The sequence below is a fragment of the Streptomyces griseorubiginosus genome, from assembly GCF_017614965.1.
GTDB lineage: Bacteria > Actinomycetota > Actinomycetes > Streptomycetales > Streptomycetaceae > Streptomyces > Streptomyces griseorubiginosus_B.
Window position 1 is genome coordinate 1 of the sequence record NZ_WVUG01000044.1, and the last position, 20,591, is coordinate 20,591.

At 70.3% G+C, this 20,591-nt stretch carries 22 protein-coding genes and 2 pseudogenes; 9 read left to right on the forward strand and 15 right to left on the reverse strand.

Annotated elements, in window-relative coordinates; translation table 11 throughout:
• Positions 1-139: 139 nt before the first annotated feature.
• The 3 genes and pseudogenes from GRC12_RS11575 to GRC12_RS11585 all read right to left on the reverse strand — a co-directional run.
• Positions 140-571 (reverse strand): annotated as a pseudogene (locus tag GRC12_RS11575) (biotin-dependent carboxyltransferase family protein); the annotation flags it as partial.
• The gene (locus GRC12_RS11580) at positions 564-1,277 is read right to left on the reverse strand and encodes a 5-oxoprolinase subunit B family protein (RefSeq protein ID WP_208779118.1); all 714 of its coding nucleotides are present in this window, start codon (positions 1,275-1,277) and stop codon (positions 564-566) included. The pseudogene GRC12_RS11575 and the gene GRC12_RS11580, both read right to left, overlap by 8 nt.
• Position 1,278: 1 nt before the next feature.
• Complete coding sequence (locus GRC12_RS11585) at positions 1,279-2,061, reverse strand: LamB/YcsF family protein (RefSeq protein ID WP_208779119.1); 783 nt, start codon at positions 2,059-2,061, stop codon at positions 1,279-1,281.
• 304 nt (positions 2,062-2,365) lie between these two features.
• On the opposite strand from GRC12_RS11585, the gene nac reads away from it, so the two are divergent.
• From nac to GRC12_RS11600, 3 genes and pseudogenes are all read left to right on the forward strand, one after another.
• Positions 2,366-3,295, forward strand: a complete 930-nt coding sequence (nac, locus tag GRC12_RS11590; RefSeq protein WP_208779120.1) for a nitrogen assimilation transcriptional regulator NAC — start codon at positions 2,366-2,368, stop codon at positions 3,293-3,295.
• A gap of 118 nt (positions 3,296-3,413) precedes the next feature.
• The gene (locus GRC12_RS11595; RefSeq protein ID WP_208779121.1) at positions 3,414-4,418 is read left to right on the forward strand and encodes an NAD(P)-dependent oxidoreductase; all 1,005 of its coding nucleotides are present in this window, start codon (positions 3,414-3,416) and stop codon (positions 4,416-4,418) included.
• Positions 4,415-4,651: pseudogene (locus tag GRC12_RS11600) on the forward strand (SDR family NAD(P)-dependent oxidoreductase); the annotation flags it as partial. The gene GRC12_RS11595 and the pseudogene GRC12_RS11600, both read left to right, overlap by 4 nt.
• Positions 4,652-4,731: 80 nt before the next feature.
• Here the strand turns inward: GRC12_RS11600 and GRC12_RS11605 are convergent.
• The 5 genes from GRC12_RS11605 to GRC12_RS11625 form a co-directional block, all read right to left on the reverse strand.
• The gene (locus GRC12_RS11605) at positions 4,732-5,127 is read right to left on the reverse strand and encodes a DUF2267 domain-containing protein (protein ID WP_208779122.1); all 396 of its coding nucleotides are present in this window, start codon (positions 5,125-5,127) and stop codon (positions 4,732-4,734) included.
• Between the two features lie 158 nt (positions 5,128-5,285).
• The gene (locus tag GRC12_RS11610; RefSeq protein WP_208779123.1) at positions 5,286-5,678 is read right to left on the reverse strand and encodes a DUF2267 domain-containing protein; all 393 of its coding nucleotides are present in this window, start codon (positions 5,676-5,678) and stop codon (positions 5,286-5,288) included.
• 83 nt (positions 5,679-5,761) lie between these two features.
• The gene (grpE, locus tag GRC12_RS11615; protein WP_208779124.1) at positions 5,762-6,307 is read right to left on the reverse strand and encodes a nucleotide exchange factor GrpE; all 546 of its coding nucleotides are present in this window, start codon (positions 6,305-6,307) and stop codon (positions 5,762-5,764) included.
• A gap of 2 nt (positions 6,308-6,309) precedes the next feature.
• A complete protein-coding gene (gene dnaK / locus GRC12_RS11620; protein ID WP_208779125.1) occupies positions 6,310-8,169 on the reverse strand; it encodes a molecular chaperone DnaK in 1,860 nt (619 codons plus the stop codon).
• Positions 8,170-8,207: 38 nt separating this feature from the next.
• On the reverse strand, positions 8,208-8,570 hold the full coding sequence (locus GRC12_RS11625; protein ID WP_208779126.1) for a J domain-containing protein: 363 nt from the start codon (positions 8,568-8,570) through the stop codon (positions 8,208-8,210).
• A 172-nt stretch (positions 8,571-8,742) separates the two neighbouring features.
• Between GRC12_RS11625 and GRC12_RS11630 the strand changes: the two genes are divergently transcribed.
• Entirely contained in the window at positions 8,743-9,132 is a 390-nt protein-coding gene (locus tag GRC12_RS11630; protein WP_208779127.1) for a hypothetical protein, read from the forward strand.
• A gap of 196 nt (positions 9,133-9,328) precedes the next feature.
• Positions 9,329-9,481: a hypothetical protein gene (locus GRC12_RS11635; RefSeq protein WP_165955065.1), complete on the forward strand. Its 153-nt coding sequence runs from the start codon at positions 9,329-9,331 to the stop codon at positions 9,479-9,481.
• Between the two features lie 733 nt (positions 9,482-10,214).
• Here the strand turns inward: GRC12_RS11635 and GRC12_RS11640 are convergent.
• The 3 genes from GRC12_RS11640 to GRC12_RS11650 form a co-directional block, all read right to left on the reverse strand.
• The gene (locus GRC12_RS11640; protein ID WP_133047870.1) at positions 10,215-10,637 is read right to left on the reverse strand and encodes an Hsp20/alpha crystallin family protein; all 423 of its coding nucleotides are present in this window, start codon (positions 10,635-10,637) and stop codon (positions 10,215-10,217) included.
• Positions 10,638-10,696: 59 nt separating this feature from the next.
• Positions 10,697-11,110 carry a hypothetical protein gene (locus GRC12_RS11645; protein WP_208779128.1) on the reverse strand — a complete coding sequence of 138 codons (414 nt, stop codon included), beginning with the start codon at positions 11,108-11,110 and terminating at the stop codon, positions 10,697-10,699.
• A gap of 82 nt (positions 11,111-11,192) precedes the next feature.
• Positions 11,193-11,783 (reverse strand): HdeD family acid-resistance protein, encoded by a 591-nt coding sequence (locus GRC12_RS11650; protein ID WP_208779129.1) that lies wholly within the window; start codon positions 11,781-11,783, stop codon positions 11,193-11,195.
• Positions 11,784-12,016: 233 nt separating this feature from the next.
• Between GRC12_RS11650 and GRC12_RS11655 the strand changes: the two genes are divergently transcribed.
• Positions 12,017-12,439, forward strand: coding sequence for an Hsp20/alpha crystallin family protein (locus tag GRC12_RS11655; protein ID WP_208779130.1), 423 nt, complete (start codon positions 12,017-12,019; stop codon positions 12,437-12,439).
• A gap of 45 nt (positions 12,440-12,484) precedes the next feature.
• Positions 12,485-12,661, forward strand: coding sequence for a hypothetical protein (locus GRC12_RS11660; protein WP_208779131.1), 177 nt, complete (start codon positions 12,485-12,487; stop codon positions 12,659-12,661).
• 405 nt (positions 12,662-13,066) lie between these two features.
• On the opposite strand, the gene GRC12_RS46695 is transcribed toward GRC12_RS11660, so the two are convergent.
• Entirely contained in the window at positions 13,067-13,255 is a 189-nt protein-coding gene (locus GRC12_RS46695) for a hypothetical protein (RefSeq protein WP_133047866.1), read from the reverse strand.
• Positions 13,256-13,419: 164 nt separating this feature from the next.
• On the opposite strand from GRC12_RS46695, the gene GRC12_RS11665 reads away from it, so the two are divergent.
• Positions 13,420-14,559 (forward strand): glutathione-independent formaldehyde dehydrogenase, encoded by a 1,140-nt coding sequence (locus GRC12_RS11665; protein WP_208779132.1) that lies wholly within the window; start codon positions 13,420-13,422, stop codon positions 14,557-14,559.
• 226 nt (positions 14,560-14,785) lie between these two features.
• Here the strand turns inward: GRC12_RS11665 and GRC12_RS11670 are convergent, their stop codons facing one another.
• Genes GRC12_RS11670 through GRC12_RS11680 form a run of 3 tightly spaced genes read right to left on the reverse strand, consistent with a single transcriptional unit; the run spans position 14,786 to position 18,650 of the window.
• A complete protein-coding gene (locus GRC12_RS11670; RefSeq protein WP_208779133.1) occupies positions 14,786-15,964 on the reverse strand; it encodes an acyl-CoA dehydrogenase family protein in 1,179 nt (392 codons plus the stop codon).
• Positions 15,965-15,990: 26 nt separating this feature from the next.
• Positions 15,991-17,145: a CaiB/BaiF CoA transferase family protein gene (locus GRC12_RS11675; protein WP_208779134.1), complete on the reverse strand. Its 1,155-nt coding sequence runs from the start codon at positions 17,143-17,145 to the stop codon at positions 15,991-15,993.
• Entirely contained in the window at positions 17,142-18,650 is a 1,509-nt protein-coding gene (locus tag GRC12_RS11680; protein WP_208779135.1) for an aldehyde dehydrogenase family protein, read from the reverse strand. Before GRC12_RS11680 ends, GRC12_RS11675 begins: the two co-directional genes overlap by 4 nt.
• A gap of 564 nt (positions 18,651-19,214) precedes the next feature.
• Between GRC12_RS11680 and gabT the strand changes: the two genes are divergently transcribed.
• Positions 19,215-20,582, forward strand: coding sequence for a 4-aminobutyrate--2-oxoglutarate transaminase (gene gabT, locus GRC12_RS11685; RefSeq protein ID WP_208779136.1), 1,368 nt, complete (start codon positions 19,215-19,217; stop codon positions 20,580-20,582).
• Positions 20,583-20,591: the final 9 nt, after the last annotated feature.

The following is a 20,591-nucleotide window of genomic DNA, read 5'->3' on the forward strand; positions in this document are numbered from 1 at the left end:
GACCAGTTCGAGGTTGGGGTCGATCATGCGCATCGCGCGGGCCGTCTCGGCGGCGAGGCGGCCGTACTCGGCGGCGGTCTTGTGGCCGGTCTGCCAGGGGCCGTCCATCTCGTTGCCGAGGCACCACGAGTGCGTCGCCGTCGCGCAGGGACGGACCGAAGCCCAGGACGGTGTCGGGAGCGCAGCTGCCCTGGAGGCGGTCGGCCTCGAAGGAGCCGAGTACGGCCAGGTACACGCGCAGTCCCTGCCGGATGCCGGTGACCCGGACGGTCTCCCCGGCCCGCACGGACACCGGTTCCCACTGCGGGCCGGCCACTCCCCCGACGGTCAGGTCGGCGGGGGCGCCGGTGACGGCGACGAGGATGTCGGCGGAGGGGACACAGGCGAAATCGAGTGCGGTGATCTCCAGCAGCGGGGCGTGGTCGTCGTTGCCGCACAGGACGTTGGCGACGCGCGCCGAGTGCTGGTCGACGGCCCCGTTCGCGGGCAGACCGTAGCGGGCACGGCCGATCCGTCCGAGGTCCTGCACGGTGGTGATGCCCGCGGTGCGGATCGTGAGGGTGTCAGCCATGGCAGGCCGCCAGGGGGGTGCCGGCGTGGTCGTCCCACTCGTCGGGGGTGATGGGGACGTAGCGGAAGGTGTCTCCGGGCCGGTAGGCGGTGATCGGGTCGCGGTGGAGGTCCAGGACGCGGACCGGGGTGCGGCCGAGGAGGGGCCAGCCGCCGGGCGAGGGCATGGGGCAGATCACGGCCTGCCGGCCGGCGACGGCCACCGACCCCGGGTCGACCCGGGTGCGGGGCGAGGCGAGGCGCGGCACCGGCCGCGGGAAGGGCGGGCCGTCCGTCATCGGTGCTCCGGCGGGCGCTCCGAGGCAGCGTACGGTGAGGTCGCAACCGGAGTGCAGGGCGATGACCTCGCTCTCGCTGAGGTCCAACTGACGGGCCACGTCGGGCAGGTCGGGGCCGTACGCGCCGCCGTAGACGACAGGGACGACGAAGCGTCGCGGGGCGGCGGCCGGTGCGGGGCTCGGCCCGAGGCGGGCGGCCTCGCGCGACACCACGCGCCGGACGGTGGCGTGGTCGATGACGGTGCTGTCGAACTCCACGAGCAGGGCGTCGTAGGTGGGCACCACGTCGTGGACGCCGGTGAGCCGGACGGCGTCCAGGGCGTCGGCCAGGGCGTGGACGAGCCGCCAGGCGTCCTCGGTGGGCAGGTCCACGGTCCGGGCGAGCAGGGCGCTGTCGCCGCAGTCCGTGAGGGTGAGGTCGCCGTCCATGTCACGCTTCCTTGCCGCTGAGCACCTTGTCGAGCGAGGTGATCTCGACACCGGCACTCAGCAGTTGTTCGCGGATGCGGCCGGCCAGCGCGATCGCACCGGGGCTGTCTCCGTGCAGCAGGACGGTGTCGCAGGCGACCGGGAGGTCCGTGCCGGAGACGCTGCGCACGACGCCCTCCGTGACCATGCGCAGTGTCCGCCGGGCGACCTCGTCGGGGTCGTGGATCACCGCTCCGGGCTCGGAGCGGGGGACGAGGGTGCCGTCGTCGCGGTAGGCGCGGTCGGCGATGCCGACGATACCGACGCGCAGCCCGCGGGCCCGCGCCGCGTCGGCCAGCTCACCGTCCTGCGCGAGGACGATCAGCGACTCGTCCAGGGCGGCGACGGCGTCCACAACGGCACCGGCGTAGTCGGCGCGTACGGCAACCAGGTTGCCCAGGCGTCCGTGCGGGGCGACGTGCCGTACCCGGGTGCCGTGCGCGACGGCGAATGCCTGCAGGGCACCGACCTGGTACAGCACGTCTGTGCGGACCTCCTCCGGGGTGAGGTCCATGGCGCGGCGCCCGAAGCCGACCAGGTCGGGAAAGCTGGGGTGCGCGCCCACGGCCACCTGCCTTGCCACACAGCTTCGGACGGTGGCGTCCATGATGCGCGGATCACCGGCGTGGAATCCGCAGGCCACATTGGCGGAGGTCAGCAGGTCCAGGAGGGCTTCGTCGTCGCCCATCGTGTAGGCGCCGAATCCCTCGCCGAGATCGGCGACGAGATCAACCATGGGGGTCATGACGTCCTCCGGAGGGAATGCGGGACCGAAAAGGATGCGAAAGGGGGCGGGCAATTGACGGCCGAAATGACCGGCCATACGCGGCGGGAATTCCCGGGAACCGGTTCACGTCGTATTCGTCGGGCGGTTCCGGCCTCGATGTTCCGCTCAACTTAATCCCGGAGCCACATGACCGCCAATATGCGTTCAGTCTGGCGTTATCGCGAACGGCTATGACGCGGCTCACATCTGGGCGCGCACCCGGGGCTGCGCTCCCGTCGGCCCTCTCCCTACGATGAGGCTCCGCTCCCGTGGAAGGCGCCGCATGGACACCAGACGGCTGTACTCGTTCATAAAGATCGTCGACGCGGGGAGCATCACGCGGGCGGCCGACATCCTGCACATCGCACAGCCCGCACTCAGCCAGCAACTGTCCGCCCTTGAGGCGCAGTTCGGGCAGCAACTGCTGATCCGCAGCAAGCGCGGGGTCGCTCCGACCGAGGCCGGCCGGGCACTGTACCGGCACGCCCAGCTGATCCTCCGGCAGGTCGACCTCGCTCACGCCGCCGTCGAGGTCTCCGGCCGGGCTCCGGCCGGCAGCGTGTCGGTGGGCCTCGCGCCGTACAGCCTGGGCGCGGCGCTCGCGCTGCCGCTGCTGAAGTGTGTGCGTGAGCGCTACCCGGACATCCTGCTGCACATCAACGAGAACTTCGGCGGTGTCATCAGCGAGGCCATCATGACCGGCCGCATGGACATGGCGTTCATCTACGGTGCCGGCCCGCTGCGGGGCGTGCAGTTCGAGCCCGTGCGCACGGAGGACCTGTTCCTGATCGGCGCGTCCGGCGCCACGGTCCCGTCGGGGCAGGGCGAGGTGCGCATGCAGGAACTCACGAGCGTGCCCCTGCTGCTGCCCAGCCGTATCCACACGATCCGGCAGGTCGTGGACACCGCCTTCCAGCAGGCGTCACTGCGGCCGAACCTGGTGGGCGAGGTCGAGTCCGCGCTGACGCTCGTCAACGCCGTGGAGGCGGATCTCGGCGCCACGATCCTTCCCTGGTCGGCGGCGCGCGCCATCCTCGACGTCCGCTCCCTGTCCGTGCGCCGCATCGTGGATCCCGTCATCCAGGTCAAGCTGTCGCTGGTGACCGCCGACGGCCAGCCCCTTTCGGAACCCGCCCTGGCGGTGCACGACCTGTTCCTCGAACTGGTCACCACCTTTGACGGCTTCCCCGACGGGGATAAGGATCGCCGATAACGTCACACCTATCCGCTATTTGTTTCCGGTGACCTCCCCGACTAACTTTTCCGGGAACCACCTTCTTTTCGACACCTTCCAGCGGTCCGAAAAGGCACGGCTCGTCACCGGAGACAAGATGAAAAAGCGTGTCCTCAGCACCCGTGGAATCCTGCCCGGCCGGGGCCTGGACCGCCTGTCCGAGGCGGTTGAGGTGGTGGCCTGTCCCGGGACCGGGAAGCCCGCGGCCGCGGACCTCGCCGCGCTCGCGTCTGGGGTCAGCGGGGTGCTGGCGCTGGGCAACGATCTGGCGGACGCCGCGCTGATGGACGCCGCGGGCTCCTCGCTGCGGGTCGTCTCACTGGCGAGCATGGGCTACGACAACGTCGACCGGTCCGCCGCGGCCGAACGCGGCATCGTCGTCACCCACACGCCCGGCGTGCTCGCGGAGACCACCGCCGACCTCACCTTCGCCCTGATCCTCGCCGCACGCCGTCGCCTCGGCGCCGCCGCGGCGAGCCTCGCCTCCGGCTCCTGGGAGGTGTTCCGGATGCACGACCACCTCGGTCTGGACGTCCACGGAGCGACCCTCGGTCTGATCGGCTACGGCCAGATCGGCCGCGCGGTGGCCCGCCGGGCCCACGGCTTCGGCATGCGCGTGATCCACCACGACCCCTATGCACCCGACGACGACCTGTCGGCCCCGGTGGATCTGGCCACGCTCCTGGCCGAGTCCGACATCGTGTCGCTGCACGTGCCGCTCACCGAGGACACCCGGCATCTGATCTCGGCCGGCGAACTGGCCGCGATGAAGCCCACGGCCACGCTGGTCAGCACCTCCCGCGGCGGGGTCGTCGACGAGACGGCGCTGCTGCACGCCGTCCGCGAGGGCCGTTTGCACTCCGCCGGACTCGACGTCTTCGAACGCGAGCCGATGGGAGCGGAGTTGTCGCCCCTGGTGTCGGAGCCGCACGTGGTCACCCTGCCGCACATCGGGTCGGCCACCGAGGCCACCCGGGCCGCCATGGTGGACCTGGCGGTGGACAACATCCTCGACGTCCTCGCCGAGCGCCCCGCCCGGACCCCGCTCCCCGGCGGGCCGGCGGTGCCGCGGGCCCGTACCACCACCGAAGCACGGGCATGAGCCATCCGCTGTTCGACATCGCCGGCAGGACGGCCCTGGTCACCGGCTGCAGCCGTCGCATCGGCAGGGCACTGGCCAAAGGACTGTTGGAGGCCGGCTGCACGGTCGTCCTCAACGGACGTGACGCCGGCGCCCTGGAGTCCGCCGCAACGGAACTCGCCGCCTCCTTCGGGAACGGGGTCCGCAGCGGCGCCTTCGACGTGACGGATTCGGCGGCCGTCACCGCGGCCGTCGACACTGACCTGCGCGGTGCCCGAAGACAACCCACGCCAACTTGCGAGCGAGGCGCCGTTCTCAGATCGGGGCGGGCGGGTCAGCTGGGCTGCGGGTGGCCGAAGAGCAGGTCGTAGCCTGTCGGGAGCTGGAGCAGGACCTGGTCCATGAGGTCGTGGCCGGCGGCGTCGGCGACGGTGCTGAGGACGGCGCTGACGTCCCAGGCCGCGGTCTGCTCGGTGGCTCCCTCGATCCAGGCTGCCGTCGCCCGCACGAACCTCTCCGGCGTCAGCGGCTCGGCGCTCTGCAGGGGGTTGAGGAGGATCAGGGCGAATTCCTCTGGCAGGCGTGCCGCCAGCTGGGCGCGCACCTCGCCGACCAGGTGGGCACCCAGCAGGGCGAGGACCACGCGCGCGGCCCGCTCGGCTTCGTGTTCCGTTTCGTACTCGCCGCGTTCCTTCACCTGCTCGAGGAACGCTTCGCGTCTCAGGGTCACGTGGCAACCCACCCTTCTTCGGGCTCGTGCTGGCGGGTTCTGCGGGGCTTGGCGCGCCCGGCGATCGGAATACACGGACATCCTGGCCGAGCGGACCGGTGGTGGTCTGAACGCCGGCGGCGTGGCCGTACTCGGGGCGCCCCCTGGGGCTTCTGGTGTCAGCTGGCCAGATCGGCTTTGCCGAACAGGACGGCGTAGCCGGAGGGGAGCTGACTGATGATCTGGTTCAGCTCGCCGCCGGAGACGGCGCCGGCCAAGGTGGTCAGGACCGCGCTGGCGTCCCATTGTGCGGTGCGCGGCCGGGCGCCGGTGCGCTCCGCGACCCTGCGGTAGAACTCCTCGATGCCGAAGCTTTCGGCCTGCGCCTGTTTGGCCCGGGCCAGTGCCTGTCCGAGCGGTGCGGGCAGCTGGGATGCAAGATCGTCGACCTCGCCGGGGCTGATGCGCTGGGCGAGCACGCTCAGCACCGCGTCGGTGACCTTCGCGGCTTCGTCCTGGCTGGCGTATTCGCCGAGCTCGCGTACGCGAGCGAGGAACTCGTGGTGCTGCATGGTTTGTCACCTCCGCTTGCCAGTGATCTCAGGGCATCGAAGTCGATGCCCTCCTCCCCGGTACCCAGGTAGGGGCAAGCCTGTCAGCCCCGCACGACAGGCAACGGCGGCTTGTCCGGGCGAGCGGATGGTCCCCGTCCGCCGCACTGCGCTGCCGGTGCGCTGCTCGCGGGCGGGGCCGGTCCGGTGACCTCCACGGTCGCCGGACGCAGCAGGTTCTCGCCCAGCCGGTAGCCGGGACGCAGGACCGCCGAGCACACCAAGCCGTCCGCGGCGGCGCTGACATGGTGGGTGAGGGCCTCGTGGCAGGCGGGATCGAACGGATCGCCCACCTCACCGAACGACGTGACACCCAGCGAGCCGATCTGCTCCTTGAGGCTGCCGGCGATGTCTTTGAGCCCGGGCGTGAGCGGTTCGTTGGCGCACGCCCGGTCGACGGCGTCCAGCACGGGAAGCAGCGCCCGGACCACGTTGGCCGCGGCGATCTCGCGCACGGCCAGGCGGTCCCGCCGCACCCGCTTGCGGTAGTTGTCGTACTCGGCCTTGACCCGCTGCAGGTCGGCGGTCCGCTCCTGAACCAGGCGCCGCAGCTGCTGAAGTTCGGTGCTCTGCGGACCGCTCCTGGTCATCGTCAGCCAGCCTCCGGCTTGTCGTCATCAACGATCTCGGCATCCACCACGTCATCCTCGGCCGAACCACCACTCCTATCATCGCCCGCGGAGGCACTGGCCGGCTGCTCGGCCTGGGACTGCTGATACAGGGCGGTGCCGATCTTCTGCGCGGCCTGGGCGGTGCGGTCGATCGCCTGCCGGATCGCGGCGGTGTCCTCGCCCTTCAGCCTCTCCTTCAGCTCGGCCAGCGCCGACTCGGTCTCGCTCTTCGCATCAGCCGGGATGTTGTCGGGGTTGTCCTGCAGGAGCTTCTCGGTGGAGTAGACCAGCTGTTCACCCTGGTTGCGCGTCTCGGCAGCCTCACGGCGCTTGCGGTCCTCCTCGGCGTGCTGCTCCGCTTCGCGGACCATGCGGTCGATGTCGTCCTTGGGCAGCGCCGAGCCGCCGGTGACGGTCATCTTCTGCTCCTTGCCGGTGCCCAGGTCCTTGGCGGAGACATGCATGATGCCGTTGGCGTCGATGTCGAAGGACACCTCGATCTGCGGCACCCCGCGCGGCGCCGGGGGCAGGCCGGTCAGCTCGAACATGCCGAGCTTCTTGTTGTAGGCGGCGATCTCCCGTTCGCCCTGGTAGACCTGCACGGTCACCGACGGCTGGTTGTCATCGGCCGTGGTGAAGATCTCCGAGCGCTTCGTGGGGATGGTGGTGTTGCGCTCGATGAGCTTGGTCATGATGCCGCCCTTGGTCTCGATGCCGAGGGACAGCGGGGTGACGTCGAGCAGCAGAACGTCCTTGACCTCGCCCTTGAGGACACCGGCCTGCAGGCTCGCGCCGACGGCGACGACCTCGTCGGGGTTGACGCCCTTGTGCGGGTCCTTGCCGGTCAGCTCCTTGACCAGCTCGGTCACGGCCGGCATACGGGTCGAGCCGCCCACCAGGACCACGTGGTCGATGTCGGACACCTTGATCCCGGCGTCCTTGATCGCGTTGTGGAAGGGCGCCTTGCACCGCTCCAGCAGATCGGCCGTCAGCTGCTGGAACTGGGCGCGGGTGAGCTTCTCGTCCAGGTGCAGCGGGCCCTCGGCCGAGGCGGTGATGTAGGGCAGGTTGATGGTCGTCTCGGTGGACGACGACAGCTCGACCTTCGCCTTCTCCGCCGCCTCCCTCAGGCGCTGCACGGCCATCTTGTCCTTGGACAGATCCACGCCGTAGTGGTTCTTGAACTGCGTGACGAGGTGGTCGACGATCCGCTGGTCCCAGTCGTCACCGCCCAGGCGGGTGTCGCCGTTGGTGGCCTTGACCTCGATGACGCCCTCACCCATCTCCAGCAGCGACACGTCGAAGGTGCCGCCGCCCAGGTCGAAGACGAGGACCGTCTGGTCGTTCTCCTTGTCCAGCCCGTAGGCCAGCGCGGCCGCCGTCGGTTCGTTGATGATCCGCAGCACGTTCAGACCCGCGATCTCGCCGGCCTCCTTGGTCGCCTGCCGCTGGCTGTCGTCGAAGTACGCGGGCACCGTGATCACCGCGTCGGTGACGTCCTCACCCAGATAGGACTCCGCGTCCCGCTTCAGCTTCTGCAACACGCGCGCGGAGATCTCCTGCGCGGTGTACCGCTTGCCGTCGATGTCCCCGTGCTCGGGGAACCGCCAGCCATGGTCGCCCATGTGCCGCTTGACCGAGCGTGCGGTGCGCTCCACGTTCGTCACGGCCTGCCGCTTGGCCACCTCGCCGACGAGTACCTCGCCGCTCTTGGAGAACGCCACCACCGACGGGGTCGTCCGCGCGCCCTCGGTGTTGGTGATGACAGTGGGATCGCCGCCCTCCAGCACCGAGACCACCGAGTTCGTCGTACCCAGGTCGATACCAACCGCACGTGCCATCTGAGCTCTCCCTTCTCGTCCTCACCTCGTTCTTCGTCTCACCGCCCGGGGATCCACCGGACCGGCCCCACGCGCAGCGGCGGGTCCCGCCGGACGTCTCCGAGCACCACGGCGTACCGTCGTGCGGGCCGCACGGGCTCGGTGGGGGCAGCACCTCGGTCAGGCGCAGGCAGCATGCGTTCGAGGCGCTGGTCGTAGGCCGCCCGCAGGACGGGATCGCGCAGCGTCTCGTACGCCGCCCGCACTTCACCGAAACGTGCGGTGATGTCCGCGTCGAGGCGGGTGTCTGGGCGCAGTTCCCGCACTCGGGCGCGGAAGGCCGAGGTGATCTTCTCGGCCGTCGCCGAGGGCTGCACTCCCAGCACCGCGTACAGGTCAGATTCCGGCTCCGGCGCCTGCACGTCGGGCCACCTCCCTTGCCCATGCTGAGCTGCGACTTCCTCCTTCTTGCCTACCTTCTGGGATAAAACTTGAGTCTTGCCTTGTCAAGTCAGGGCGAGGTATAGGGGAGGTCGACACGGCTTTGTCGACACCCCGGGCCGTGCCCGCACACCGGATGGGAGGTGCAGTGCAGTGATCACCGAACTCGCTGTCGAACGTGTGGAGTTCACCTGCGGCTCGTGCTGGCACCGCTGGAGCGTCGACTACGACGTCCAGCGCTATCGCGACGCTCTCGACGCCGAGTGGGAGGTCTTCTACCGCGACAACACCGCCGTTTCCTCCCCCTACACCCCGCAGGGCGCCCCGCCGTGCGCGCACTGCAGCCGCCGCTGGGTCGGGCGCCTGGTGGCGCGCCGGCCCGTGCCGCTGCCCGGTGACGACGAGGCGCCCCGCAGCCGCGTCCTGGCCGGGGGCGGCCATCGTCCCGAGCGGCATACCGCACCGATGCTGCACGCAGCCGGCCACCCGCAGCCGCAACCCGACGCACGAGCAGGGCAGGCACCCACGGAGCCGTCCGGGTGATCCGGACAACGCGCGCCCGCCCCGTGACGGCGGGCGCGCACTGGTCTGTCAGGGACTTCGCACGCCTCCCAGGCCCTGCGGCTGCCCTTGAAGGGGCGGCACGAGGGGCACGCACGTGTGAGCTGCGGCATTGCCGGTGAACGCGGCCGGCCGCCACGATGACCGGATCAGACGAGCTAAAGGAGGGCAGCTCCTCATGGGTGATCATGTGCACGTGCGGCTCAGCCAGGGGCTGAGCGTGTCGGCCGATGGAGAACTGATCGAGCACTCCCGCTGCCGGTGCGGGGCCACCTTCACCAAGGTGTTCGATGCGGACAGCGGGAAGCCGGAGGGGCCGGCCCCATCCTGATGAGCTCCCAGAGCCTCACGCGAGAAGCCGGAAAGGGTTCTGTCGGCCTGCCGGTCCGCCGCTGACCGTCGCGTGTGTCGTCCGCCCTCCATGCGGGCCCGCAGGCAACCGTGCGGGAGACCGGCGCTTCGCTCGGGATGACGGTGGCACTGGCGCCGCGGCGGGCAGGGGTCCTGGCGGATCCCGGACTGCCGAGCACGGCGGCCGCCCTTACGCTCCCCCTTCCGCGCAATCCGCCGGGGCACCCGGCGGCCGGCTGTCCCTCGGGCTCATCGGCCCGTGCCACGGCCTTCTGCCCCTACGGGCCCTTCGGTACTGCCACTGATGGCCAAGGCGAAAGGGCAGCCCGCCCACCCGTCTCTGCGCAGCGTGCACCCACCTGTCGGACAGGCCTGGGACTGTGCGCCGCCCCTGTCCTGGGCAGCCGTGTCGGGTCTTGTCAGCAGCAGCCACGCCGCCGGCCCTGAACACCAGTTCACGGGCGCGCTCGGAGATCAGGCTCCCGCTGTTCGCCTCGGGCGCCGCAGTCACCTCATGGCGTTGCAGCCGCGTACCCCGCCCACAGCTCCCCTCCCCCCTCGGCGCCGGGCCACGGGGCCGCCGCTGGGCTTCGGCGCCGCCCCGGGTCTGTCACCTGCCGGCGCCCCCGGTCGCAGATGTGTGAAGGGGCAAAGACGGCGTCAGGGCCCCGGGCTGGCGCCCGAGGCCCTTGAAGAGAGGAGTTGCTGTGGCGTCAGCCACCCAGTTCCTTGCGGTCGCTGCCGCCGGTGATGGCGATCTTGCGGGGCTTGGCCTGCTCGGCGACCGGGATCCGCAGCCTCAGCACACCGGCCTCGTACGAGGCCTCGATCTTCTCGGTGTCGAGGGTTTCGCCGAGGAACAGCTGCCGGCTGAACGTCCCCGCGGGCCGCTCGGTGACCACCGTGTCGGTGTTCTCGCCGTACGCCGGCTTGCGTTCGGCCTTCACCGTCAGGACGTTGCGCTCGACATCGAGATCGATCGACTCCGCGTCCACACCCGGCAGGTCCAGCTCCACGAAGAACGTGTCACCCTCACGCCAGGCGTCCAGCGGCATCCCCGCCGGGTGCGCGGCCGTGCCCCAGACCCGCTCGACGAGCCGGTCAAGCTCGCGGAAGGGATCCGTACGCATCAGCATCCTGTCATCCCTCCTTCACGTCGTTCCTGCGTCCAATCAGCTCTACTTCTCATATACCACTACGCCGGAAAGTTGACAACCATCGGCTCAACTTTCTGCGGGGCTTGTGACGGCTGTCCCCGTAGCCAGGCTGCGTCGGACTCCGGATCGGCGGTGGACACTGCCAGGCGGGCGTAAGGGGCGTCGTGGCCGAAGGTCGTCACCACGAGCACCGGGCCCCGGGCGTGCAGGGCGGCGGAGTCCCGGCCTCGGGTGTGCTGCAGTTCGCCCACGCACCAGCGTCCCGGGCGGAAGCGGTAGCGGGGCCCGGGGTGCGGGCGCACCGCGCGCCACCAGTGCGGCTCCACGCGGACCTCGTCCACGCTCCTCAGCGGGAGGCGCACGCTGCGGCGCCGCGCCGCCAGCGCCCAACGCCACGGCAGACGCACCACTAGATCGCCGCCGTCGATGTGCAGCCGCGTCACGATGCTCACCTGCCTTCTAGGCATCCGAGGCGCCCCGCACGTTCCTGCGGACCCGCGATGCGCAGCGCCCTGCGGTCCTTTGATGACCAGGTCAGTGGGCCATACGGGCGCCGGAGGCGGGCCCGAGCCAAGACCGCGTACCGCGTCCGGTGCGGGTGCGGTACTCCCGCCAGGCGGCAGCGAGCCACAGGCTGCCCGCGATCAGTGCGTACGCGCCCAGGACCAGTGCGATGGCCACCGCACCGGCGTCCGGGCGCAGCCACAGCAGCGCACCCGCCGCCACCGACACGACAGCCGAGGCCCGCCACCACCAGGCGTGCCGCAGCCGATGCCGCAAACGGGTGGCGACCCACAGCTCCAGGCATCCCGTCACGATGGCCCAGGCGCCCGCCACGATCAGCAGCGCCAGGGCCGTCAGTCCCGGCCACAAAGCCGTGACCAGTCCGGCCACCACTCCCAGCGTGCCGGCCGCCGCACACGCCACAGCGGGCCGGCGCTCATGCCGGTACTGCCGCCACGCCGTGCTCAGCAGCATCACACCGTCCACCAGGGCGTACGCGCCGAACACCCGGGCCAGGGCCAACACCGTCAGCTGCGGCCAGAGCAACGTCAGCACGCCGAAAACCACTGCCGCCATCCCGCGGGCTCCCAGCAGCCAGACCGTCTTCATCCTTTCCGTCACCAGCGGCCTCCCTTCCGGCACTTTCATGCGCCGACCGCCCGGACCGCCGCGGTGGCGGCCACGGCGTCGGCGCGACCGAACACTCACAGGACGTGATAGGAGATTGAGTCGCCTGTCGTCAACTTCATGCAGTGGGCTCTTGTCAGAGAATCTCCTGCCGGGTTATAGGAATAGGCGTTACTCGATCGTCGGCCGCAGGCCCTGCGGCCCGCCTTCAGGAAGAGAGGTTGGACATGCTGGCGCGTACGGGTGTTCTGGGCGATCTCGACCGGCTCACGGATCAGCTCGAGAACGGCGCCTCCTCGGCCGGCACCGTCATTCCGGCGGATGCCTGGCGCGACGACGAAGCGCTCTACCTGCAGTTCGATCTGCCCGGCATGGACCAATCCACCATCGAGCTGACCACAGAACATCAGACGCTGACCTTGACCGCCGAGCGGCCCTCCCCGATACCGGCCGACGCCCGTCCCGTGCTCACCGAGCGGCCCACCGGCCGCTTCACCCGTCGCCTGGCCCTGTCCGACGCCCTGGACACCGCGGCCGCCTCGGCCGCCTACGACAACGGCGTCCTCACCCTACGCATCCCGCTGGCCGCACACGCCAAGCCGCGCAAGATCGCCATCTCCGGCGGCACACCCAAGCAGCTGACCGCCTGAGCTGCACAGCCCGTCCGTCCCAACACATCGAAGGAGGTTCACGCCATGGGCGCCCTGCTGTGGCTGCTCATCCCCCTCTTCGCCGGTCTCGCCGCCAGCGCCTGGGCCTGGGGCATCGGCCGCCCTAACCTCAGCCTGCCCGACCACGACACCTGGGAAGACCTCGACCGCTACCAACGACTGCGGAGCGTCCTGAGCACCGGCGAACACGCCACCATTTGATGAGTTGGGCGAGAGCGAGGCTGCCGGATACACCCTCAGCAGGGTGAGGTTGCCGGGTGCCACCTCGGTGAGGCCGCACCCGGCGGGATAACAAGTCATTTCATTCGGCGAGCCTGCGGTAGCAGAGGAGGGTGCAGGCGATGCTCGTGCGCGGGGCATCACCGTGGCTTCTCGTACGCACGCCCTCTGCTCCCCTCCCACGCGTGGGGCGCCCGGTCGCCGAGGTGTGTCAGGGAACGTTGCAGCCGGTGGCGCCGCCAGGGCAGGTGACGCTGTCGTTGGACACCGCGCAGCCGAAACAGCTCCCGCAACTCATCCGGCGGTCTGTTATCGGCCGTGCGTGATCGCCCGGTTCACTGGGCCGGTGAACTCCCGCCGCAAGCGGCGACAGGGGACCCCTGCCGGTCAGCCTTCAGCGGTGTCCTCTCCTCGCCCCTCGGCGAACTCCCACCAGGCGAGGGGGAGCCAGTCTCCATTGACGAAACCGTCGACTGCCGACCCTCGGCCGTTGATCGACACGGCGGTTCCGGCGGGGTACGTGGTGCCGGACAGTCCGGACACGGGGACGAGGAGGGTCCCGAAGCGTGGCGTCACTGTGGGCTATCTCTTTCCCGGGGCTTGGTATGCGGGCTCGCGTGATCCGCAAGTGCGTGATGACAGTAGCCAATTTGGCTTAAGGCGCACAACGGACGGAACATGAGATAGAGCACAAATGCCCGAGGTCTGATAGCAGCAGTGCCGAGCGGAGGTGCACAGGCATGAAGGCTGTCGTCTATAAGGGACCGTTCGAAGTAGCGGTCGAGCAAGTGGAGAAGCCCGGGCTCCAACACCCGAACGACGTGATCGTCCGCGTGACGTCCACGGCAATCTGCGGTTCCGACCTGCACATGTACGAGGGCCGTACCGCCGCCGAGCCCGGCATCGTCTTCGGCCACGAGAACCTGGGGATCATCGAGGAGACCGGGGACGGCGTCTCGTCGCTCAAGGCGGGCGACCGGGTGGTCATGCCCTTCAACGTCGCTTGCGGATTCTGCAAGAACTGTACGGCCGGCTTCACGGGCTTCTGCGTCACCGTGAACCCCGGGTTCGCCGGTGGTGCGTACGGCTACGTCGCGATGGGTCCGTTCAGCGGAGGCCAAGCCGAGTACGTACGGGTGCCGTACGCCGACTTCAACTGCTTGAAGCTGCCGGAGGGTGATGCCAACGAGAGCGACTTCGTCCTGCTCGCCGACATCTTCCCGACTGGTTACCACGGCAACGAACTGGCCGACGTCCGTCCGGGCGAGAGCGTCGCGGTGTACGGCGGCGGTCCGGTGGGCCTGATGGCTGCCTACTCGGCCATGTTGCGCGGAGCCAGGAAGGTGTTCGTCGTCGACCGGGTCGCCGAGCGGCTGCAGAAGGCCGAGGAGATCGGCGCGATCCCCATCAACTTCGGCGAGGGCAATCCAGTAGAACAGATCAAGGACCAGACGGAGGGAGAAGGCACCGACAAGGGCATCGACGCGGTCGGCTACCAGGCCCAGGCACGGGGCGAGGAACGCGAGGAGCCGGCGACCGTCCTGAACTCGCTCGTCGAGACGGTGCGCCCGACCGGAGCGCTCGGCATTCCGGGCCTCTACGTTCCCTCCGACCCCGGCGGCCCCGACGAGCAGGCCAAGCAGGGCTTGCTGCTGGTGGCGGTCGGCAGGCTTTTCGAGAAGGGGCTGCGGCTGGGTACGGGTCAGTGCAACGTCAAGCGGTACAACCGGCAACTGCGCGACATGATCATCGAGGGGCGCGCGCGGCCCAGCTTCGTCGTCTCGCACGAGCTGCCGCTCGACGAGGCGCCGTCGGCGTACGAAAAGTTCGACAAGCGCGTCGAGGGTTACACCAAGGTCGTCCTGCACCCGAACCGGTGACCTGACCCGGGGCACCGGCCGCAGGACGCGGGGCTGTGCGTCGCCCCAACTGCCGGCGGCCGGTGCCACCCGGGCGGCAGGGTTCTGAGACCCCCTTGCCACAGATAGCAGGACTTCCGGAGACCGTTTCTCCCATCGCTCGTCCATCTCCATGGCGATGAACTTGTGCTGAAAGGGGGCCTCCTCGGGGGTGGTGCCGATCGTGCGAACAGCGGCGCGGGACCGCTCAGCGGAAGGCCGCGTGGCCGGTGAGCGCCTGGCCGACGACCAGCGTGTGCATCTCGCTCGTGCCTTCGTAGGTCAGCACGGATTCCAGGTTGTTGGCGTGGCGCAGCGGTGAGTACTCCAGCGAGATGCCGTTGGCGCCGAGGATGGTGCGGCATTCGCGGGCGACGGCGATCGCCTCCCGGACATTGTTGAGCTTGCCGACGCTGATCTGTTCGGGGCGGATGCGACCCTGGTCCTTCAGGCGGCCCAGGTGCAGGGCGAGCAGGGCGGCGCCCCCCAGTGACACGCTCATGTCGGCGAGCTTCCTCTGCGTGAGCTGGAAGGCGCTGATCGGCTTGCCGAACTGCACGCGCGAGTCGGCGTACCCGATGGCCGCCTGGAGCGAGTCGCGGGCCGCACCGACCGCGCCGAACAGGATGCCGAAGCGGGCCTCGTTCAGGCAGGACAGCGGCCCGCGCAGCCCCTGCGCGTGCGGCAGCCGCGCCGAGTCGGGCAGCCGTACGTTGTCGAAGTACAGCTCGGAGGTGATCGAGGCGCGCAGGGACATCTTCTGCTTGATGTCCTGGGTGGTGAAGCCGGGGGTGCCGCGTGGTACGAGGAATCCGCGCACTCCTTCCTCCGTCTGCGCCCAGACGGTGGCCACGTCGGCGATGCCGCCGTTGGTGATCCACATCTTGGAGCCGTTGAGGATCCAGTCGCCCCCGTCCCGTACGGCCTTCGTTCGCATCCCCGACGGGTTGCTGCCGAAGTCGGGCTCGGTCAGCCCGAAGCAGCCGATCGCCTCGCCCGCGGCGAGCCTGGGCAGCCACTGAAGCTTCTGTTCCTCCGAGCCCCACTTCCAGATCGAGTACATCGACAGCGAGCCCTGCACCGAGACGAAGCTGCGGAAGCCCGAGTCGGCGGCCTCCAGTTCCAGACAGGCCAGGCCGTAGGAGACGGCGTTGGTGCCGGCACACCCGTAGCCCTCCAGATGCATGCCGAGCACGCCCAGCTTGCCCAGCTCCGGTGCGAGTTCGCGGGCGAAGTGGGCGTTCTCGAACCATTCCCCGATGTACGGGCGGACCCGGTCGGCGAGGAATTTGGCGACGGTGGCCTGGATCTCGCGCTCCTCCTCGGTGAGGACAGAGGCGAGGTCGATCAGGTCGAGGGGGTCCTTCATCGGCTTGGCGCCGCTCATCGTGTGCTCCATGGGTGAGTCGGGGATCAGGAGTCCAGCCACTCCGCGAGCTCGCCGGTGTGCTCGCCCAACCGGGGCGGGCGACGGGCGTAGCGGGGCGGAGTGCGGGACAGGGAGATCGGATTGGCGACGAGGTCCATGGGGGATCCGTCGTCGGCGTGGACCACGGCACGCGGCGCTAGGCCGAGGCGTTCGGCGAGGTCGAACGCCTGGCCGAGGTCGCTGACCGGGCCGCAGGGCACGCCCAGCGGGGTGAGGTGCTCAAACCATTCAGCCGCTGTGCGGGTGGCCAGCAACTCCCCCAGTTTCCGGGTGAGTTCGTCGACATGGGCGACCCTGTCGGGGTTCGTGGCGAAGCGCGGGTCGGCGGCGAGGTCCGGCGCGTCGAGCCCCTGGCACAGAGCGGCGAACTGGCGGTCGTTGCCGACGGCGATGACCAGCGCCCGGTCCTTGGCCCGGTAGACCTCGTAGGGCGCGATGGAGGGGTGGCGGTTGCCGAGGATGCCCGGTACCTGGCCCGCGAGGGTGTACCCGGCGGCCTGGTTGACCAGGCTCGACAGCAGGGTGGAGAGCAGGTTGACCTCGATGTGCTGTCCCTCGCCCGTGGCGTCGCGATGGCGCAGTGCCGCGAGCACGCCGATGCCGGCGTGCAGGCCGGTAAGGACGTCGACGAGAGCCACGCCGGTCTTCACCGGCCGCCCGGGGGCGGGGCCGGTGACGCTCATCAGACCGCCGACGGCCTGGATCAGCAGGTCGTAGCCGGGAAGACCCGCCCCGGGTCCCGCCCCGAAGCCGGTGATCGAGCAGTAGACGAGGCCCGGATTGCCGGGGCGGACCTGGTCGTAGCCGAGCCCGTGTCTGTGCATGGTGCCGGGCCGGAAGTTCTCGAAGAGCACGTCGGCGCGGCGCGCCAGTTCGCTCGCGCGGCGGCGGTCCCGCTCGTCCCGCAGGTCGAGGGCGAGGGAGCGTTTGTTGCGGTTGACGGAGAGGTAGTAGGTAGCCTCGCCGTGGGCGTGGGGCGGACCCCAGGCGCGTGTGTCGTCACCGGTGGTGGGGTGCTCGACCTTGATGACGTCGGCGCCGAGGTCGGCGAGGAGCATGGTGGCGTAGGGCGCGGCGAGGACGCGGCCGAAGTCGGCGACGAGTACGCCGCTCAACGGCAGCGCCGAGGGGGTGGTCACAGCGTGGGCCCTCCGGAACTGCGCAGGTACACCGTCTTGGTGCGGGTGAAGAACTCGCGCGCCGCGCGGCCCTGCTCCTTGGGCCCGTACGCGCTGTGCTTGACGCCTCCGAAGGGCACGTGGGGATCGGCGCCCGCCGTCTCCGAGTTGATGTGCAGGACGCCGACGTCCATCTGGTCCATGGCAGCGGTGACGGCCCGCAGGTCGTCGGTGAAGAGGGCGGCGGACAGGCCGAAGTCGCTGTCGTCGGCCAGGGCGAGTGCTTCTGCGATGTCAACGGCGCGGCGTACGGCGAGGACGGGGCCGAAGAGTTCCTCACGCCAGAGCGGGTCCTCGCCGGTCAGCTCGACGACGGTGGGCTGGACGAAGGCTCCGCCCATGCGGTCGTCGTCGTAGTGTCGGCCGCCGGTGAGGATGCCGACACCGGGGCGGGCGGCCGCCGCGTCCACGGCGCGCTGGATGGCGTCCCGGGCCTGGACCGAGACGACGGGCCCCATGTCCGTGGTCTCGTCCAGAGGGTCGCCCACGTTCAGAGCGGCAGCACGCTTGGTGAGCCGGTCGAGAAACTCGTCGGCGACGTGCTCCTGCACGATGAGCCGGGAGGTCGCGGTGCACTTCTGCCCCGTGGACCGGAAGGCACCGGCCAGCACCTCGCCCACGGCCAGGTCGAGGTCGGCGTCCGCGAGCACCACGGCCGCGTTCTTGCCGCCCATCTCGGTCTGGACGGGGCGGGCCAGCCGCCCACAGGCCGCGATCAGACCGCGTCCCACCGAGGTCGAGCCGGTGAAGGTGACCGCGTCCACACCGGGGTGCTCGACCAGCCGCCCGCCGAGGTCCCCGTCTCCGATCAGCATGGACAGGACACCGTCCGGCAGACCGGCCTCCACCAAGGCCTCCGCCAGGCGCATGGCGAGCAGCGGCACCAGCCCGGCGGGCTTCCACACGACGGTGTTGCCGTAGGCGAGCGCAGGGGCGATCTTCCAGGCGGGAATGGCGATGGGGAAGTTGAACGGTGTCACGACCGCCACGACACCGACGGGGCGGTGGATCACGTGGATCTGCTCGCCGGGGCGGGGCGAGGCGAAGACCTCGCCGACCGGGCGGGAGCCCTCACCGGCGTAATAGTGAAAGATCTCCGCGGCCCGGCGTACCTCACCGATCCCCTCGGCTCGGGTCTTGCCCTCCTCCCAGGCCAGTTCCTCGCCCCATTGCTCGGCGTGCGCGTCGATGACCTCGGCGGCGCGGTCGAGGACGCGGCCGCGGGCATGGGGCGGGGTGGCGGCCCAGCGGGGGGAGGCGTCCCGGGCGGCAGCTACGGCCTCGTCGAGGTCGGGGTCCGTGGCCAGCCGTCCCGTGGCCACGGTTTCCCGGGGCCGTGCCGGGTTGAGGTCGACGACGTCGTCGCCGCCGCCGTTCCGCCACTTCCCCGCGACGAGGTGGCGCAGGGTCCGGGCCTGCCGAACCGTTCCGGCCCGCCCTGTGCTGTTGCCTGCGGTGGATCGCATCGGCACTCCTTCCGGGGGTCCCGGCACGCCTCTGGGTCTCCTGGGCGCGGCGGCTTGGTGAGGCCGTCATTCTGTGGGCGGCGGCGGCGTCGGCGCACTGGACGAAATGGCGCGTCCAGGGCTGTCCCGCCATGCCGATCCGTCCATGGTGCCGCTTCCGTCGCGGTGACCGGCTCGCCGTCCCGGGGCGCCGCACGCTAGCCGTGTCGATCCGGAGGATCCGGTCGCGCTGATGCTCGCCGGCGCGGCGGGCGCTGCAAGACCGCCCGCCGTTGTCCCTTGCTCCTCATGGGGCCGGGGTGCCCACGGTGGTACGCGGATCCCGCTGTCCATGGCGGCGGGGCAGGCCGGGCCCGAGCTCCGGGCGCCGTCACCGGCACCCCGCTGGCCGGGTCGATCGGTGTCACCCTGCCGAACCGCGCCTTCGGTGTCCGTCGGCTGCATGGCACTGGCCGAGATGTCCCGTCCCGCGGGCCCGGCACGCGCCCTTCCGTCGATGGCCTCGGCCGCGCCGCCCGTGTTTGGCTCGGCGCTCCCAGCCCCCGCACATCCGGAGGACGTCTCATGCCCGTTGTCTCGCAGCCGGTCGGCGGCCCCGACCTCGCCCAGGTCCGGCGGATCGTGAGCGAGATTCCCGGCCCGCGTTCACGTGAACTGCTGGCCCGTCAGCGCACCTCGGTACCGGCGGGCGTCGGCGCCGTCCTGCCCGTGTTCGTGGAGGCCGCGGGAGGCGGCGTGATCGTGGACGTGGACGGCAACTCCTTCATCGACTTCGGCAGCGGCATCGCCGTGACCACGGTCGGCAACTCCGCACCCGCGGTGGCCGGTCGTGCGGCCGCGCAGCTGCGCCGGTTCACCCACACCTGCTTCCTGGTCAACCCGTACGAGTCCTATCTGGACGTGTGCGAGAAACTCAACGAACTGGCCCCCGTCCCGGGCGAGAAGCGCACGATCCTGGTGAACTCCGGCGCCGAGGCCGTGGAGAACGCCGTCAAGATCGCGCGTGCCGCGACCGGCCGCCCCGGCATCGTCGTCTTCGACCATGCCTTTCACGGCCGCACGCTGCTCACGATGAGCCTCACTGCCAAGAACAAGCCCTACAAGCAGGGCTTCGGTCCCTTCGCGCCGGAGGTCCACCGGGCTCCCATGGCGTACCCCTACCGCTGGCCGACGGGTCCCGTCCGGTGCGCCGAGGAGGCGGCGTACGCGCTCGCGGATCTGCTCGACCGTCAGGTGGGTGCGGAGAACGTGGCCGCAGTCCTGGTCGAGCCGATCCAGGGTGAGGGGGGCTTCGTCGTCCCGGCTCCCGGATTCCTGAGCAGCGTCGCCAATATCTGCCGGGCCCGGGGCATCCTGCTGATCGTCGACGAGATCCAGGCCGGGATCGCCCGCACCGGGCGCATGTTCGCCTGCGAACACGAGGGCATCCAGCCCGATCTGATCACGACTGCCAAGGGACTCGCCGGCGGACTGCCGCTGGGTGCGGTGACCGGCCGGGCCGAGCTGATGGACGCCGTTGCGGCGGGAGGTCTCGGCGGTACGTTCAGCGGCAACCCGGTGGCCTGCGAGGCGGCGCTCGGTGTCTTCGAGGAGATCGAGGCCCACGGCCTGATGGAACGGGCCCGGGAGATCGGCGAGACCATGCTGGAACACCTGGGCGAACTCGCCGACGCGTATTCGGTGATCGGTGACGTCAGGGGCCGGGGCGCCATGATCGCCGTCGAGCTGGTGGAGCCCGAGGGCGACAGGGTGCCCGCCCCCGACCTCGCCGCCCGGGTGGCCAGGCGATGCCACGCGGAGGGGCTGCTGGTCCTGACGGCGGGCAGCTACGGCAACGTGCTGCGGTTCCTGCCTGCCCTGTCCATCTCCGACGCCCTGCTGAAGGAGGGGTTGACCGTCCTGGGAGAGGCCATCGCCCAGGAGCTGGACTGATCGCGTGAT

What these genes read in the sequence shown, in the direction of transcription:
- dnaK (WP_208779125.1), bottom strand. Translation starts at nt 8,169, where the DNA reads ATGGCACGTGCGGTTGGTATCGACCTGGGTACGACGAACTCGGTGGTC.
- GRC12_RS11595 (WP_208779121.1), top strand. Translation starts at nt 3,414, where the DNA reads ATGAAAAAGCGTGTCCTCAGCACCCGTGGAATCCTGCCCGGCCGGGGC.
- grpE (WP_208779124.1), bottom strand. Translation starts at nt 6,307, where the DNA reads ATGACCAGGAGCGGTCCGCAGAGCACCGAACTTCAGCAGCTGCGGCGC.
- GRC12_RS11655 (WP_208779130.1), top strand. Translation starts at nt 12,017, where the DNA reads ATGCTGGCGCGTACGGGTGTTCTGGGCGATCTCGACCGGCTCACGGAT.
- GRC12_RS11665 (WP_208779132.1), top strand. Translation starts at nt 13,420, where the DNA reads ATGAAGGCTGTCGTCTATAAGGGACCGTTCGAAGTAGCGGTCGAGCAA.
- GRC12_RS11640 (WP_133047870.1), bottom strand. Translation starts at nt 10,637, where the DNA reads ATGCTGATGCGTACGGATCCCTTCCGCGAGCTTGACCGGCTCGTCGAG.
- GRC12_RS11580 (WP_208779118.1), bottom strand. Translation starts at nt 1,277, where the DNA reads ATGGACGGCGACCTCACCCTCACGGACTGCGGCGACAGCGCCCTGCTC.
- GRC12_RS11660 (WP_208779131.1), top strand. Translation starts at nt 12,485, where the DNA reads ATGGGCGCCCTGCTGTGGCTGCTCATCCCCCTCTTCGCCGGTCTCGCC.
- GRC12_RS11585 (WP_208779119.1), bottom strand. Translation starts at nt 2,061, where the DNA reads ATGACCCCCATGGTTGATCTCGTCGCCGATCTCGGCGAGGGATTCGGC.
- GRC12_RS11680 (WP_208779135.1), bottom strand. Translation starts at nt 18,650, where the DNA reads ATGCGATCCACCGCAGGCAACAGCACAGGGCGGGCCGGAACGGTTCGG.
- GRC12_RS11670 (WP_208779133.1), bottom strand. Translation starts at nt 15,964, where the DNA reads ATGAGCGGCGCCAAGCCGATGAAGGACCCCCTCGACCTGATCGACCTC.
- GRC12_RS11610 (WP_208779123.1), bottom strand. Translation starts at nt 5,678, where the DNA reads ATGCAGCACCACGAGTTCCTCGCTCGCGTACGCGAGCTCGGCGAATAC.
- GRC12_RS11635 (WP_165955065.1), top strand. Translation starts at nt 9,329, where the DNA reads ATGGGTGATCATGTGCACGTGCGGCTCAGCCAGGGGCTGAGCGTGTCG.
- nac (WP_208779120.1), top strand. Translation starts at nt 2,366, where the DNA reads ATGGACACCAGACGGCTGTACTCGTTCATAAAGATCGTCGACGCGGGG.
- gabT (WP_208779136.1), top strand. Translation starts at nt 19,215, where the DNA reads ATGCCCGTTGTCTCGCAGCCGGTCGGCGGCCCCGACCTCGCCCAGGTC.